Source organism: Microbacterium testaceum (assembly GCF_006539145.1).
GTDB lineage: Bacteria > Actinomycetota > Actinomycetes > Actinomycetales > Microbacteriaceae > Microbacterium > Microbacterium testaceum.
In genome coordinates, this window is sequence record NZ_BJML01000001.1 from 172731 (window position 1) to 187786 (window position 15056).

A 15056-nucleotide genomic window follows, 5' to 3' on the forward strand; every position below is an offset into this window, starting at 1 on the left:
GACGGGCGAGGGGACGAGTCGGTGGCGACCGTGACGCGGCCGTCGCGAGCGAACGGAGGGGACGCGCGGAGGAGCCGACGCACGCGGCGTCACGATGCCCAACGCTCGGCCGAGTGGAACTGGCCGCGCCCCAGCCGGGCGCGCGTATAGGTGACGCCGCGCAGACGCGTGAGGTCGTTCTCGAGGAAAACGCGCAAGAGCTTGGGCGTCACGCCCAGTTCTTCGGCGATGTCGTTCTCGGGCAAACCCATCGCTTCGAGCCGGGCGAATCGCTCCGGATCGACGAGGAGCCGAGCGGCGTACGCGTCGGCGGCGGCCTCCGCACGGGGATCACCCGGGCCCCGGTGTCCGTGAAAGGCGTGTCCGAGTTCGTGTGCGACGACGCAGGCGCGCTCGACGGGGGTGAGGGTGAAGTCATACACGATCATGCGCCGCTCGTGATCGTAGAAGCCCCGATAGGGTTCGGGGAGATGAGCGACGTGAACGGTGACCCCGAGGCGTGCCGCGAGGGCGAGTAGTTCTCGCAAGGCTCCTCCGTCGATGATCAGTCGGTCGACCTCGTCCTCTCGTCGGTGTTGGCGGCGTCGAGGAGACCGGGAGAGACGTGACCGAGGTAGGTCACGTTGTCTGTTTCGTCGAGGGTACGAGGGGCTTCCGACATGGAGGCGAGCAGCTTGACGAGGCCGTCGTGCGGCGAGCCGCTCGACGTGGAGCCGTCGTCGCTGTAGTCGACGAGGGCCATGTCGACGATCTCGCGCGTCGGCACGCGCAGGACCGCCGCGATGCGCTCGAGCTCGGAGACCGTGGTCTCGTTCACCCCGTCTTCGCGTCGCTTCAAGTTCGACAGGGGGATGCCGGTTTGCCGCGCGAGAGCCTCGCGCGTGACATCTCTGCGCCGACGCGCCGCCCGGATCGCCGAACCCAGATGCCGGTCGAACGGGTGGGGCGTCTTCTTCTTACGGGCCATGCCCCCAGCGTAGGAGAGTCCTCCCGTTTCACCGGGCGGGTGAAATCGTTTGAGGGAGTCAAACATGACCCTCTAGCATTCAAACATGACCACTGAGGCGCGCGGGGAGCACCCGACAACGGACGAACAGGGCGCGCTTCCCGGCGGCGATCGCGACGCGTGCTCGAAGCGAGATATGTCGGTGCGTGAATTCCTCGCGGAAGGCGCGCGGCGCGGCGTCACGACGGAACAGATGTTCCCGGAGTGAGGCATTTGCGGCATCCGCTCCCCCCGGCGTCGGGTACGTCGTCGCCGCGGCACACGCCCGAGCGGCCCGCTCGGGTAACCGAAAGCCGGTTCACCGCCCGCATCGGGCCCCGACCATCCGCCCAGCCGCCTCGCCGATGTTTCGACCCACTGCAAGAGACGAAGGAAATGACATGACCGAACAGACCATCGAGCGAGAGATCGTCTCGGCCATCGTCGAACGACTGGGGCTCGAGATCGATCCTGTCGACGTCGACCTCGACGCGCCGATCTTCTCTTCCCTGGCGGAGGGAACGGAACACGAGGAGTCCTCGCTCAACCTCGACTCCATCGACATCCTCGAGGTCGTCCTCGCCCTCAACGCGACCTTCGATGTCGAACTCCCCGACGATCAACCCGAGGTCTTCACGTCCGTTCGTACGATCGCGGATTACGTGCGCGCGCACCGCGTCGACGCCGCCTGATCGGCGCCCGCTGACCACCGTCGAGAGGCTCCACCGAGGATGAGCACACGCGTATACGTCACCGGCGTCGGGTTGCTGAGTCCGATCGGGAACACGATGAGCGACTTCACCGAATCGCTCCGCGCGGGATCGAGCGGATTTCGGGCGATCCCGTACTTCGACACCGCAGCCTTCCCGTTCGACCGTGGAGCGGTCATCACCGAGTTCCCGGCGGAACTCACGACCCTCGTGGCGGAGCATCCCGAGTGGGAAACCGCGGAGCACTACGGCGTGCACTGTGCGGCCGTCGCCCTTGCCGACGCCGGGTTCGCCGTCGAAGCGCTCGACCCGTTCCGCACGGCCGTGGTCGTCGCGTCGTCGAACGCGGGCGTCGAGACGAATCACACATACGCGCAGCAGAAGCTCCGCGACGAAGTGATCCCGGGGGCGACCGTCGTGCGAACGCCCGCGACGGTCACCGCGACGATCCGCCGTGCGTTCGGATTGCGCGGGCCCCAAGCCGCGGTCTCCACCGCCTGCGCGGCCGGAAGCAACGCCGTCGGCCGCGCCTACGACTTCATCACGACCGGGCAGGCGGACGTGGCCATCGCGGGCGGTGCGGAACCGTTCTCGATGCTTTCCTTCTCCGGCTTCACCCTGCTCAAGTCGCTGACGCACGACGCCGTCCGGCCGTTCGACGAAGGGCGAGACGGTACGGGTCTGGGAGAAGCGGCATGCGTGTTCGTCCTGGAGAGCGCGGAGTCCGCGATCGCGCGCGGCGCGACGATCTACGGCGAAGTCTGCGGCTACGGCCTCTCCGACGACGCCTTTCACGCGACTGCCCCCGATCCGAGCGGAACCGGTGCCGTTCTGGCGATCACGCAGTGTCTCGCCGACGCCCGGATACGGCCGGAGGACGTGGACTACATCAACGCTCACGGAACCGGAACGCGTTACAACGACGCCATGGAACTCGCCGCGCTGACCCGCGTGTTCGGAGACAGCCTGGCACGTATCCCCATCAGCTCGACGAAGCCGCTGCACGGACACACTCTCAGCTGCGCAGGCAGTCTGGAGATGCTCGTGTGTCTCGCCGCGCTCGAGGATGGTTTCGTTCCCGGCAACATCGGCACCACGGAGCCGATGCACGAATTCGCCGGACTCGACATCCCACACGCCTCCCGTGACGTCGATGGGATGAGCGTCGCGATCTCCACCTCGTTCGGGTTCGGGGGGAACAACACCTGCGTCGCCCTCCGGAGGGTGAGGCGGGGAGAGTGATCGACGCACCGACGTCGCTCGCGCGACATTCTCATCCTGCTCTCGCGCCCGCGGGAATGATCTTCGACGCGTTGGACATCTCCGTCGAGCCGAGCGCGGTCGTGGTCATGGCATCCGGAATCCGGTACGCCGATCCGGACGGCCTCGATGACTTCGGCGGACTCGATGCGGCATTCGACCTCTTCGAGGCCGCGGGGTTCAACTGCGAGCAGTTCCGGAGCGTGGACGCCGGGCCGTTCCTCGATGCCGCTCGTCGGGAACACGCTCTCGCCGAGCGGCGCTGGAGAGCGACGCCGTTCTACTCCCTCCATCCCGAGTGCGACCCGGTGAGCGGGGCGACGACCGTGCGTCCTGTCGCTCTGAGCGAATTCGGCGACACGACCGTGCGGATCACCTCGACGTTCGCCGACCGGACGGCGTCCTACGAGGATCTGCTGCGCGGCGAATCGTCCCTGTGGGGATACGCGGCGCCCGTGCCCTCGCTGCGGGCGATCCTGGCACCCGCACGCTACGACCTCGCCGCGCGGGCCCGACGGTCCCTCCGACTCCTCTTCCTGCGAATGGCGACGGCCCGGGACGGCCTGTCCCGACTCGAGTCGTTCGTCTCGAGCCGCCCTCTGCGCGAGAAGACCCAGGCGTACCGGCGCGGCCTGGCGGCGATAGGTGCCGGCGACGACTCGTTCCACCGCTCCGTGCTCGTGGCGGCGATCGAGTCGTACGGCACGGCAACGGTTCCCGATGAGACACACGCGGGCTTCGCCCGCTCGGCCGCGCTGCACCTCGAGTTCCTGGACGGCGCCGATGCGGCGCTCGCCGAGATCGCCCGTGTCGAGCGCGCCGCGCTCGACGCCCATGCACGCGGTGTCGCGGGACGGGTCTGCTCATGAAACTCACGCCACGCACGCAATGGCCCGACCCCTACCTCAGAGGGTCCCATTGCTTCTCGACCATGATCAGAAACGCGTTCCTCGGGACGGAGTTCGTCTTCGATGAAGAGCTCGCGTACGTCATCGGCGGCGGACTCGGGCTGCTGTTCCACCGCGACGGCGACGCCTACTACATCAACAGTCGCATTCACGACCTCGAGCACTTCTTCGCGCGACGAACGGGCTCGCGCATCGAATTCGTCTCCCACGCCACGGCGGACGCGATGCTGGCCCGCACCCGTGAATGGGCAGACGCGGGCACGCTCCCGTACCTGTACTGCGAAGCGCGAGAACTGTCGACTTTCCGCGGCGTGCTTCCCTGGGAGGAGGTCCACGCCTTCGGCGAGCACGCGTTGCCGGTGCGGTCGGTCTCGGCGGCCGGCTCGTTGCTCGTGAACGACTACCTGTGGGCGCATCCGATAGAGATGGACGCGGAGGAGGTCGCGACGGCGGCGGCGATGCCAAGTGACGGTGCGATCTCGATGGCCTGCCCTGCCCGCCGATTCGCGGTCGGCCGGCTCATCCCGCCCGAGCACGTGCCCGACGTACGCGAGGTACTCGCCCTGTCCCTCGTCGAGAGCGCGGAGCTCTTCCTCAACCCCGCGAACAACAGCCAGGGGGAGCGGGCTCTCAAGGCCTTCGAGCGAGAACTGGCATCGATGCCCGACACGGTGACTCCCCTCGTCATGCAGGTCGAGCTGGTGTCGATGGCGACGACGCTGGAGAAGATCGGTTCCGGGGGCGGTGCCGGGCGGCACCTGTTCGCACGGGGTCTCCGGGCCGCCTCGACGCACCTGGACAACGGCCGTCTCGCGGCGATCGCTACGGAGTACGCCGCCCTCGGCGGGAGGTGGCGTGCACTCGCTCGGGGCATGCGCGCCCACGCCGCACAGCAGGATCCGCGCGTCGGATGGGCGAGCGTGATCACCGCGGTGCGCGAGATCCGGCGGCGCGAGGTCATCGCCGTCACCGAACTGCTGCGCGTCAGCTCCGCTCTCCTGGGGGAGGCCGCGTGATCGTCGCACAGTGGATCGATCGCTCCGAGTACGGCGCGGGTGGACGGCCGTTGCGCCGTGCGGCCGGTCGGGCGCTGCTCTCGGACACGGCACGATTTCTGGGGCTCGGCGGCCTGCGGGTACGCCGTCGTCCCGGCCAACGACCCGAGGCCGAGACTCCCGGCGTCTGGTTCTCGATGTCGCACACGGGCGACCTGACGGTGTGCGCCGTGGCGACGAGCAACGTGGCCATCGATATCGAGCAGCAGAATGCGCGACGGGAGCGTCGCATGGTGAGCGGTCCACCGGTCCGCTTCTTCACCGCAGCGGAGCGGGAGCTCATCGCACGCGACCCCTCTCGCCTGCTTCCCGTCTTCACGGCCAAGGAGGCGTGGGCGAAGTATCTCGGCCTCGGCCTCGCCCTCGGGTTCGGCAGCTTCGATGAGGCCAGCGTTATCGCTCGCGACCCGGGTGTCGAGTTCACGCGGGTTTTCATCGACGGCACGGTAGGCACCGCGGTCCACAGGGCGGGAGAGGGCCTCGTCATCCGCCGGCGATCGCTGCGCCCGGAACAGCTCGCGGCGGGGGCCGACATCGATCGAGCGGAGCGGGCGCGATGATCGGAATCGCCGTACGAGACGTGGTCCACTACCGGCGTGAGACGGTCGGCGTCGTCGCGCAGGTGGCCGTGGGTATCGCGCTCTTCGTCATCGCGCTGTCGTTCGTCGCAGCGATCGGGCAGAACGCGGATCGACTGCTCTTCGGCACCGTCGGGGCGCCCTGGCTCGTGCAGCCGGCAACGCGCGATGACGTCCTCTCGGTCGACGCACACGAGATGTCGGACATCGCCGCTGCCGTGGGGGCGACGTCCGTCCATTCGCGCTTGGATCTGAGTGCCAACCTCGAGAGCCCCTCGGCCTCCCCGGATCGGCCGGCGAGCGCATCCGTGACTCTCGTCGGCGCGGACCTGGCAGCCGAACGCACGCTGGCCGAGAACTTCGGACTCCCTCCAGAGCCGCTCGGCGCCGATCGCATCGTGCTCACCGACACCGTCGCCCGGCAACTCGGAGTCGCCTCTGGTGACGTGCTCGTCATCTCGATCGGCGCCGCGCGGCTCACGTACACCGTCGACGCGGTGGTCACGGCATCCACACCCAGCTTCACCCTCGAGAGCTGGGTGCTCGTCGATCGAGAGTCGCTCGCCCGGAAACTCTTCGGCGACGCCGACCGAGCCAACGAATTGCTGATCGATGCACCGCAGACCAGCACCGTCCGCTCCGAGATCGACGCCGCAACCGCCGGCCTCGGCTGCGCGACCACACTCTCCCTCTGGTCGGACACGATGTGGTCGTCCCTCATGCTCGGACCGGCGATCTGGGGTGTCGTGCTCGTCGCGGCGTCGACCTTCGCCTTCTTGATCATCTGCATCGGCTTGACCTCGCTCGTCTACTCCGCCTTGCTCGCCCGCGTCGCAGACATCGCCGTGCTGAAGACAGCAGGAGCCCGATCGAGTGCGCTGGGGCGGATGTACCTGACCGAGGTCGTCGCCCAGTACGTGATCGGCTACGTCGTCGGCGGCATCCTGGCCGCGGTCCTGCTCGCCGGCGCGAATGCCGTCGGTTTCACCTCGACCGACCAGGCGTTCACCTTCGTGGTCGGGGCGACGACTCTGTCCTTCGCGCCGACGTGGTGGGCGTTCCTCGCTCCGCTCGGCATCGGCTTCGTCCTGACCGTCGCCGTGCTCTGGTTCCCCATCCGTTCGCTGTGCCGGTACCCGGTGCTCGACCTCCTGGAGATTCGATGACCGCATCACGGATCGCGCCGCCGAACGAGATCAGGTTCTCGGTCCGTTTCGCCGAAACGGACATGGCCCGCGTCTACCATCACAGCAACACGTTCGTGTGGTTCGAGGCCGGCCGCTTCGCGCTCATCGAAAAGATGATCGGCGGACAGCCGATGATCGAGGTCGACGGGGTACCGATCTTCGCCCCCGTCACGAAGACTCGTGTCTCGTTCACGGGCTTCGCCAGGTTCGGCGACGAGCTGCGGCTCGAGACCTTCATCAAGCCGCAGGAGACCACGAAGCTCGTCTTCTACTACCGACTGACGAAAGTCGGTGACGGAGCCACCGTCGCCCTCGGGACGACCGAACACGTCACTCTCGTGGAGGGCGGGAGATTCCTCTTCCGCTGGCCGGAGGCGGTCGGGGAGAAGATGAAGACGTTCTTCTTCGAGAATCCCGGCGTGGTGACCGACGGGCGGGGTTTCGATGCGAAGCTCTGACGTCGTGGTCGTCGGCGCCGGAATGGCCGGTCTCGTCGCCGCGGCGCGAATGCTCCACCACGGTCACCGCGTCGTCGTCGTGGAGCGCACCGGTCAGGCGGGCGGTTACTTCGGCGGCTTCGAGAACGAGGCGGGAGACCGATTCGATCTGGCCGTCTCGCATCTCCTCGGCGGAGGGGAAGGCGAGTCCCTCGCTCGCTTGCTCGCGTCGCTCGACCTGAGTGCCGCGGTGGAGTTGGAACCGTTCGACATCGCTGACATCCTCACGATCGGCGAGCGGCGTATCGAAATGCCGATCGGACTGGACCGACTCCAGAAGGAGCTCGCGCGAGAGTTCCCGGCATCCGTCGACGACCTGGCCCGCTTCTTCGACTTCCTGCGGTCGTTTCTCAGCGACGACTCAGCAGATCCTCGCGAACGCGGACGCTTCATGATGCGCCATCACCGTCGCGGGTTCGAGGAATACTGCCGGGAGACGATCACCGACCCCGAGCTGCGGACGGCCCTGGCGATGAGGATCCAGTGCGACGACTCATCGCTGCTGGTCATGGCCGGATTCATCACCGAGTGCTACGGCAAGGGGATGGTGTATCCGCGCGGCGGTGTGCGGAACCTCGTCGAATCGATCGTGGACCGCCTGCGGAGCGCAGGCTGCGAGATCATCTTCGACTCCTCGATGACGAACCTGGTCATCGAGGGCAGCCGAGCGAGCGGGGTCGTTCTCGCCGACGGCACGGTGCGACGCGCGGACGTGGTGTTCTTCACCGGGGACGCCCCGAGCCTCGGCGCCCTGCTGGAACGTCACGGTCTCGCCGGCATCGACGCGGGCGGCCGGAGACGAGGGCACTCGTCGCTGAGCCTCTTCCACACTCTCGCCGGCGTCGATCTGACACGCTTCGGTCGTGCCGCGCGTCACTACGTGACTGCGTCGACCGACGTCTTCGAGACCTACCGCGTTCTCGAAACAGGTGCCCTGCCCGAGCACCCGGTCATCAAGGTGCACGTCGTCACCAACATCGATCGCACCGTCGCCGCCCCCGGTCGAGACCTCGTGCGGATCGAGGTCGACACGTACCACGATCCCGACCTCCACGATGCGGATTTCTATGCGGAGTACGCAGACCGCATCGAGGCGACGCTCGCCGGCACGCTCCTGCCCGAACTGCGAACGAGCAGCGTCTATCGACGCATCGTCACACCCATCGACTACGCCGAGTGGTTCGGACACACGGGAGGGTCGGCGACGGGGTGGGCGCACGACGTCGACAACTACATGGTTCGGCGCATCAGCCAGAGGACGAGCCTCGAGAACCTTTTCATCACGGGCCAATGGGGGGAGCACGGCTCGGGATTGCCGCAGCTGATCGCCTCTGCCGACCGGTCCGTCTCCCTCGCGCAACAGCAGCTGAGAAAGCGAGAAAGAGCATGAACGAGCCCCTGGCGATCACCGGCGTCGGCGCGATCTCGTCGCTGGGCCTGTCGGCGAGAGAGCACGCGAAAGACCACGAGAACTGGATCTTCGCCGATGTCGACACGGTGGAGGCCACGTCCTCCGGTTCGATCGGGCACTCGGTCCGTGAGGTGCCGGCGGGGTTCCGGATCCGGGACTACGTCACGTCGGTGGGTCTGCGGCGCAAGCAGAGGTTCAGCCAGCTCGCGATGGCAGCGGCCGTCGACGCGTTCGCGGGGGCCCACTTCGCCGAGCTTCCCGCCGACGCGGAACGGATCGGGATCGTCGCGAACACCGAGTACGGACCGCAGCGGGTCGTCAGCGACTATCTCGACGGCCTGCTCGGGGGCGGGCTCATGAACGCGAGCCCCGCACTGTTCACGCAGACCGTCTACAACGTGGCCAACGGCCAGGCCAGTCTCGCGCTCGGTCTGAAGGGTGCGAACTCGACCCTCGTCGGCGGTTCCGCGGTCGCTTACGGAGCGCAGCTGATCGAGACGGGCAAGGCCGACGCGATCTTCGGGATGTCGCTCGACGAGACGAACGAGATCATGACGGACCACTTCGATGCCGCCGCTGCGGACCTCGACCGCGAGCTTCCCTTCAGCACGGGCGAAGCGGCCGCTGTCGTGGTCCTCGAATCCCCGCGATCGGCCGGGCGACGCGGTGCCGAGCCCATCGCGCACCTCCTCGGGCTCTCCCTCGCCTCGGCGACGAGTGCCGGCGTCAGTTACGTGGACTGGCCGGAGAACGACGACACGATCGCGCACACGATGCGGGCAGCCCTCGGCGATGCGGGACTCGGGGTGGGCGACGTGGACATCGTCGTCGGTACAGCGAACGGACTCGGCGCCATCACCCGGAACGAGATCGCTGCGATCCGGGGGATCGGACACCGAGGTCCTATCGCCCTGCCCCGACTCCTTGCCGGCGAATGCTTCGGCGGCAACGAGGCGCTGGCCCACGTGCTCGCTCTGTCCGCAGCCGAACCCGGCCAGACATTGCTGGTGACGGTATCGACGGTGAACGGCGGCGTCACCTCCGCCCTCGTGAGAAAGGCCTGATCTCAATGCAAGACGCACGAGTGTGTGTGACAGGGGCGACGCGCGGGATCGGCCTCGCCATCGCTGAACGATTCCTCGCGGACGGTGCATCTGTCGCCGTGAACTACCGCAGTGACCGTCCGGAGACCCTCGCCGTCCTGGACCGGCTCGAGAAAGAGCACCCCGGGCGGGTCCTTCCGGTCCGAGCCGATATCTCGTCGTTCGACGAGGTGAAGCGCATGTTCCAGCAGATCAGAGCCGCGTGGGGAGGCCTCGATGTGCAGGTGAACAACGCCGGTCACGCGCAGGACTCTTTCGCGCTCATGATGAGCGAGGACGCCTGGCGATCGGTCGTCGACACGGATCTCTCCGGCACATTCGCGTGCGCCAAGCAGGCCGCGTGGCTCATGGCGGCGCAGAGGTCGGGAACGATCGTCAACATCTCCTCCGTGAGCGCCATCACCAGCCCCGCGGGTCAGGCGAACTACGCGGCAGCCAAGGCCGGGGTTGTCGCCTTCTCGCGGACGCTCGCCAAGGAACTCGCGCGCATGAACATCCGCGTAAATGTGATCGCTCCGGGGTTCGTCGAAACGGAGATGCTCGATCAGCTGCCGTCGGCGATGAAAGACGAGTATCTGGCGCTCATCCCCGACCGGCGATTCGGGAGTGCGGAGGAGATCGCCAACGCCGTCTTCTTTCTCGCGAGCCCTGCGGCTTCGTACATCAACGGGCACTGCCTCGTCGTGGACGGGGGCTTGACCGCATGACCGGGCCGATGAACGCTCCCCGCTCCGCCCCCGTCACCGCCTCTCAGATCATGGAACGGTTGCCGCATCGTCATCCGTTTCTCCTCCTCGATCGCGTCGACGAGCTCGTTCCTGATGTGCGGATCGTCGCCATCAAGAACGTGACGATCAATGAGCCGTACTTCGCCGGACATTTCCCCGGCAACCCGATCATGCCCGGCGTGATGATCATCGAGGCGCTCGCGCAGACGGGCGGCCTGCTCTTCGACATCGCGGGCCGTCTCTGCGTGCTGGCTCGGATCGACGCGGCGCGATTCCGGGGGGTCGTGCGCCCGGGTGACCGGCTCATCCTGACGGCCGACAATCTCGCCCGCCGTGCATCGATGGGCAAGGTGCGTGCGGCCGCCACCGTCGATGGGCGCACCGTCGCGAGCGCCGAGATCAGCTACAGCTTCGTCGAGGGGGCGTCCTCGTGATCGTCGTCGACCATCTCCATCGCACCTATGGTGACGGCCCCGATCTTCTGCACGCGAATCGCGACATCTCTCTTCACGTCTCCTCGGGTGAGTTCGTCGTGCTCGCGGGACCGTCCGGGTCGGGCAAGACCACGCTCCTCAACATCATCGGCGGTCTCGATACCGCATCGTCGGGATCGGTTCGGGTCGACGACGTGGAGGTGACGGCCCTGTCGCCCCGAGCGCTCGCCGACTTCCGCCGTGACCGCGTCGGATATGTGTTCCAGCGGTCGAACCTCGTCTCATCGCTCTCGGTCTACGACAACGCGGTGTTGCAGCTCCGGCTGCAGAAGAGGTTGACCCGTGCGGCGCGTGAGCGTACCCGTGCCCTCCTCGAAGCGGTCGGGCTCGGCGACAAGCTCGACGCGCTCCCCGCGCAGCTATCGGGCGGGCAGCAGCAGCGCGCGGCCATCATCCGCGCGGTCGCGAGCGATACCGCTCTGGTCGTGGCGGATGAGCCGACGGCGAGTCTCGACTCGGTGAGCGCCGACGGGGTTCTCCGGCTCTTACGTCGGCTCAACGACGAGCACGGCGTGACGATCCTCGTCTCGTCTCACGACGACCGTGTGATCGAGACGGGGCGACGCGTGATCCACCTGACCGACGGCGCGATCGTCTCGGATTCGGGAGCCCCCAGCGGAGGTGGGTTGTGAAGATCGTCGCCGTCCACTCGAGCCCGCGGCCGAACACCCTGAGTCACACGCGGGTGCTGCTTTCCGCCGTGCGGGATTACCTGCTCGGTCGTCGACCCGACTGGTCGTTCGACGACATCGCCCTGTGGGGTCGAAGAATCTCGGTGTGCGACGGCAATGGCCGATGCTTCCGCACGGACGGCTGCGTGTTCGACGACGACGTGGAACGGATCATCGAGCAGATGCTCGATGCAGACGGCGTGATCCTGGCGAGTCCGAACTACTGCGCCAACGTGAACTCGACCATGATGACCTTCGTCGAGAGAACGACGCGCCTGAGCCACCGCCGACTGCTCGCGGGAAAGGGAGCGTTGGCGTTGTCGACGTCCGCGAGTCCGGTCGATTCCACTCATGCCTCGGACTATCTCCGACGAGTGCTCGGCAGCTACGGTGCGAGCGTCGTCGAGGCGTACAACGTCGGAAGCCCGATGATCGTCTTCGACTATGGCGACTCGGAGCACGGCCGGATGATGCGCCGTCGCGTCGACGACTTCATCGACGCGGTCTCCGATCCATCGCGACATGTTCCGGATGAGAACTTCGGTGTCGATGTGCGGCAGCAGCTGCGCGACAACCCCGAGTTCACGAGGAGGCTGTTCCGCAGCGATGCCGCTTACTTCGCTGCATCCGAACGTCGGGAGGCAGCCGCTCATGGCTCGGACCGATGACTCGCCCTCGCGTCGCGGACACGCAGGTTCCGGTGAGCGAGGAGCGGGTGTGACGGCGCGCTACATCCTGTTCATGGCGTTCGCGATGATCCGCGCCGATCGGCGAACGGTCCGCACCTTCTCGAGCGTGGCCGTTGCGACGCTCGGCCTTCTGCTTTCCTTCGCCGCCATCAACGGCATGGGCACGATGATGACGCAGTCCGCGAAGGACATCATCAGCGGTGATGTGTCCGGCTTCGCCCCGGGCTACCGGTACTCGATGCTCAACCCCGCGACCGACGTGGTCTCGTACCTCGACGACGCCGGTGGGCAGTTGGTCTCGGATCTGCGGCGATCGACGGGAGTCACCGACGTCCGGCCGAGGATCACGGCGGGTGCGCAGCTCTCGGCGCGAGGGACCGATACCGGCGTCGTCGTGGTCGGATCGGACACCGCGGCAGAGGGCTATGTGCTCCTTGCGGGCTCGGCACCGAGGGGAGCCGGGGAGGTGTGCATCAATCAGCGGCAACGCGACGACCTCGGCCTCGCGGTCGGCGACACTCTGACGCTGTCCGTCGCGGGCGCGCCGGAGTCCAACGCCTCGACGCCGGTGCGGGTGTCGTGCGTATACGACAACAGTCGGTTCGGCCTGTTCCGCTCCAGCTTCATCGTGATGGACGTCGCCGGCGTGCAGCAGATCCTCCAACGTCCCCACGCGCTGACACAAGTGCTTCTCACGGTGGCGCCGGGGGTCGACGCAGCGGCCGAGACGACGGCGTTGGCGACCCGGTTTCCGGGGGTCGCCTTCTTCACCGCGCGAGACACCGCCGGGCTCATCTTCGGGATCCGGGCGGCCCAACGCACGACCATGTGGGCGCTCGTCGGCGTGATGGCGCTGATCTGCGCGGTGCTCGTCGCGAACGTCGTCGCTTTCGCGCTCCGACGGCAGCGCGGCGAGATCGCCACGATGCGGGCGATGGGCTTCGGGGCGAACGCGGTGCGCGCGGTGTACGCCGCACAGACGTTGATCGTCGGAGCCTCGATGATCGCGGTCGGAACGATCGTGTCGATCGTGAGCGTCGTGATATGCGGGGTGATCGGCATCCCGATCGGGAGTGGCGTGCAACTGTTCGGAGAACGCACGCTTCGGCCGTGGCTCGGCATCGGCGATGTAGCCGTCACCGCCGCGGTGATGCTGATCGCCCTGCTCCTCGGGAACGTCCTCTCCACCCGGAGGATGTTGCGCCTGTCGCCGGTCGCGATCGCTCGCGACGTCTGATCCGCCGTCCATGAACCGAGAGAAGACCGCACCCATGGCTCGTCTGTCGCCTTACCGTCGTGGCCACTTCGCGCCCGTTCGGGAGGAGGTGACCGCCTTCGATCTGCCGGTCACGGGCATCATTCCCGAAGACCTCGACGGGCGTTACCTGCGTAACGGCCCCAACCCGCTCGGTGTCGAGCATCCGCGTTTCCACTACTACCTCGGCGCCGGGATGATCCACGGAGTCCGCATCTCCGGGGGCCGCGCCGAGTGGTATCGCAATCGATGGGTCCGGCAGGCTCCGGTGTCTCGCGCGCTGAGGGAGCCGCGGCGCACCTACCGAGTTTTCGGAGGGATGGATGCCGCATCGAACATCAACGTGATCGGCCACGCGGGAAGGACCCTTTCCCTCACAGAGGGGGGAACACTCCCGTTCGAGCTCACGGACGAACTGGACACTGCCGGCCCATGCGACTTCGAGGGTGATCTGCACGGGGCGATGTCTGCTCATCCGAAGGTCGACCCGGTCACCGGGGACCTCCACAGCCTCGGCTACTTCGCGGGGTCGTCCACGGTGGACTACACCGTGGTCGCAGCAACGGGGGCGGTGGTCCATAGCGAGAGCATCGAGCTCCCGCATGCGACGATGATGCACGATTTCGCGCTGACACCGAGCTACCTCGTCCTCATGGATCTGCCGGTGACCTTCCATGCGCTGTCGGCCGTCGCGGGCGACCCGTTCCCCTTCCGATGGAACCCGAGGGCGGTGGCGCGGCTGGGCCTCCTGCGGCGCGGGAGCTCCGAGGCGGAGCCGAAGTGGTTCGAGATCGAGCCCGTGTGGGTCTACCACACCGTCAACGCGTACGACACGCCGAGCGGCATCGTCCTCGACGTCGTGACGCACCCATCCATGTTCCGCGGACGCACGGGGGAGATCAGCGGTCACGGGACTCCATCGCTCGAACGCTTCACGATCGACACGCGTACGGGTCGAGTGAGGCGAGAGATTCTCGACGATCGCCCGCAGGAGTTCCCCCGTGTCGATGATCGCGTTCTCGGGCGTCCGCACCGATTCGTCTACACCGCGAGCGCCGCCGCGTTCGTCGACACGTGGAGGCCGCGAGAGCTCGACACGATCGCGGACGCCGAGTTCGACAACGTCCTGTTCCGGCACGACCTCCTGGGCGGTCGTACCCAGCGGCGGAGCTTCCCCCGGGACGCGGCGATCGGAGAGGCGGTGTTCGTGGCGCGACGCGGGGGGACGGGCGCCGAAGACGACGGCTACGTGCTCAGTTACGTGCACGAGCCCGGGAGGGGAGCCAGCGACCTCGTGATCCTGTCCGCCGCCGACTTCGAGGGCGACGAACTGGCACGGGTCCATCTGCCCGCGCGCGTACCGCTCGGGCTCCATGGCAACTGGATCCCGGTGGAAGAGCGCGCCGCCGCAGCGCTCTCCGACGGGGGAGCGACCGCAGTGGACGCGCACGACGTGGCCACTCCGCCCGTCCCGGAGACGGGCCCGTGAGGACGGGACAGCGCCGCGGATGCACGGGGAGAGGGA

The 15056-nt window shown here is 67.4% G+C and carries 18 protein-coding genes; 16 read left to right on the forward strand and 2 right to left on the reverse strand.

The genetic code is table 11. The features are described 5' to 3' along the window. Positions 1 to 89: 89 nt before the first annotated feature. The gene (locus MTE01_RS00960) at positions 90 to 527 is read right to left on the reverse strand and encodes an ImmA/IrrE family metallo-endopeptidase (protein WP_103206632.1); all 438 of its coding nucleotides are present in this window, start codon (positions 525 to 527) and stop codon (positions 90 to 92) included. Between the two features lie 17 nt (positions 528 to 544). Then, a complete protein-coding gene (locus MTE01_RS00965) occupies positions 545 to 967 on the reverse strand; it encodes a helix-turn-helix domain-containing protein (RefSeq protein WP_103206631.1) in 423 nt (140 codons plus the stop codon). Positions 968 to 1052: 85 nt separating this feature from the next. Here MTE01_RS00965 and MTE01_RS16900 point away from each other — a divergent pair, with 85 nt between their 5' ends. The 16 genes from MTE01_RS16900 to MTE01_RS01035 all read left to right on the forward strand — a co-directional run bounded on the left by MTE01_RS16900 (position 1053) and on the right by MTE01_RS01035 (position 15020). Next, positions 1053 to 1214, forward strand: a complete 162-nt coding sequence (locus MTE01_RS16900; RefSeq protein WP_170210573.1) for a hypothetical protein — start codon at positions 1053 to 1055, stop codon at positions 1212 to 1214. 172 nt (positions 1215 to 1386) lie between these two features. Continuing rightward, positions 1387 to 1677: a phosphopantetheine-binding protein gene (locus tag MTE01_RS00970; protein WP_103206630.1), complete on the forward strand. Its 291-nt coding sequence runs from the start codon at positions 1387 to 1389 to the stop codon at positions 1675 to 1677. Between the two features lie 39 nt (positions 1678 to 1716). Continuing rightward, on the forward strand, positions 1717 to 2937 hold the full coding sequence (locus MTE01_RS00975; protein WP_141375204.1) for a beta-ketoacyl-[acyl-carrier-protein] synthase family protein: 1221 nt from the start codon (positions 1717 to 1719) through the stop codon (positions 2935 to 2937). Beyond that, the gene (locus MTE01_RS00980) at positions 2934 to 3824 is read left to right on the forward strand and encodes a hypothetical protein (protein WP_141375206.1); all 891 of its coding nucleotides are present in this window, start codon (positions 2934 to 2936) and stop codon (positions 3822 to 3824) included. The genes MTE01_RS00975 and MTE01_RS00980 overlap by 4 nt, the downstream gene beginning before the upstream one ends. A 62-nt stretch (positions 3825 to 3886) precedes the next feature. Further along, complete coding sequence (locus MTE01_RS00985) at positions 3887 to 4879, forward strand: DUF4872 domain-containing protein (RefSeq protein WP_170210574.1); 993 nt, start codon at positions 3887 to 3889, stop codon at positions 4877 to 4879. Further along, positions 4876 to 5478 (forward strand): 4'-phosphopantetheinyl transferase family protein, encoded by a 603-nt coding sequence (locus MTE01_RS00990; RefSeq protein WP_170210575.1) that lies wholly within the window; start codon positions 4876 to 4878, stop codon positions 5476 to 5478. The genes MTE01_RS00985 and MTE01_RS00990 overlap by 4 nt, the downstream gene beginning before the upstream one ends. After that, entirely contained in the window at positions 5475 to 6662 is a 1188-nt protein-coding gene (locus MTE01_RS00995; protein WP_141375210.1) for an ABC transporter permease, read from the forward strand. The genes MTE01_RS00990 and MTE01_RS00995 overlap by 4 nt, the downstream gene beginning before the upstream one ends. Positions 6663 to 6724: 62 nt before the next feature. Next, positions 6725 to 7141 (forward strand): acyl-CoA thioesterase, encoded by a 417-nt coding sequence (locus MTE01_RS01000; RefSeq protein WP_147301820.1) that lies wholly within the window; start codon positions 6725 to 6727, stop codon positions 7139 to 7141. Next, complete coding sequence (locus tag MTE01_RS01005; RefSeq protein ID WP_141375212.1) at positions 7128 to 8570, forward strand: phytoene desaturase family protein; 1443 nt, start codon at positions 7128 to 7130, stop codon at positions 8568 to 8570. The genes MTE01_RS01000 and MTE01_RS01005 overlap by 14 nt, the downstream gene beginning before the upstream one ends. Further along, positions 8567 to 9655: a beta-ketoacyl-[acyl-carrier-protein] synthase family protein gene (locus MTE01_RS16905; protein WP_170210576.1), complete on the forward strand. Its 1089-nt coding sequence runs from the start codon at positions 8567 to 8569 to the stop codon at positions 9653 to 9655. Before MTE01_RS01005 ends, MTE01_RS16905 begins: the two co-directional genes overlap by 4 nt. Positions 9656 to 9660: 5 nt before the next feature. Further along, positions 9661 to 10401, forward strand: coding sequence for a 3-oxoacyl-ACP reductase FabG (fabG, locus tag MTE01_RS01010; RefSeq protein ID WP_258873309.1), 741 nt, complete (start codon positions 9661 to 9663; stop codon positions 10399 to 10401). Then, positions 10398 to 10856: a 3-hydroxyacyl-ACP dehydratase FabZ gene (gene fabZ, locus MTE01_RS01015; RefSeq protein ID WP_246077931.1), complete on the forward strand. Its 459-nt coding sequence runs from the start codon at positions 10398 to 10400 to the stop codon at positions 10854 to 10856. The genes fabG and fabZ overlap by 4 nt, the downstream gene beginning before the upstream one ends. After that, the gene (locus tag MTE01_RS01020) at positions 10853 to 11548 is read left to right on the forward strand and encodes an ABC transporter ATP-binding protein (protein WP_141375216.1); all 696 of its coding nucleotides are present in this window, start codon (positions 10853 to 10855) and stop codon (positions 11546 to 11548) included. The genes fabZ and MTE01_RS01020 overlap by 4 nt, the downstream gene beginning before the upstream one ends. After that, positions 11545 to 12255 (forward strand): flavodoxin family protein, encoded by a 711-nt coding sequence (locus tag MTE01_RS01025; RefSeq protein WP_141375218.1) that lies wholly within the window; start codon positions 11545 to 11547, stop codon positions 12253 to 12255. Before MTE01_RS01020 ends, MTE01_RS01025 begins: the two co-directional genes overlap by 4 nt. After that, the gene (locus MTE01_RS01030; RefSeq protein WP_170210578.1) at positions 12239 to 13513 is read left to right on the forward strand and encodes an ABC transporter permease; all 1275 of its coding nucleotides are present in this window, start codon (positions 12239 to 12241) and stop codon (positions 13511 to 13513) included. The genes MTE01_RS01025 and MTE01_RS01030 overlap by 17 nt, the downstream gene beginning before the upstream one ends. 34 nt (positions 13514 to 13547) lie before the next feature. Next, complete coding sequence (locus MTE01_RS01035; protein WP_141375223.1) at positions 13548 to 15020, forward strand: carotenoid oxygenase family protein; 1473 nt, start codon at positions 13548 to 13550, stop codon at positions 15018 to 15020. Positions 15021 to 15056: the final 36 nt, after the last annotated feature.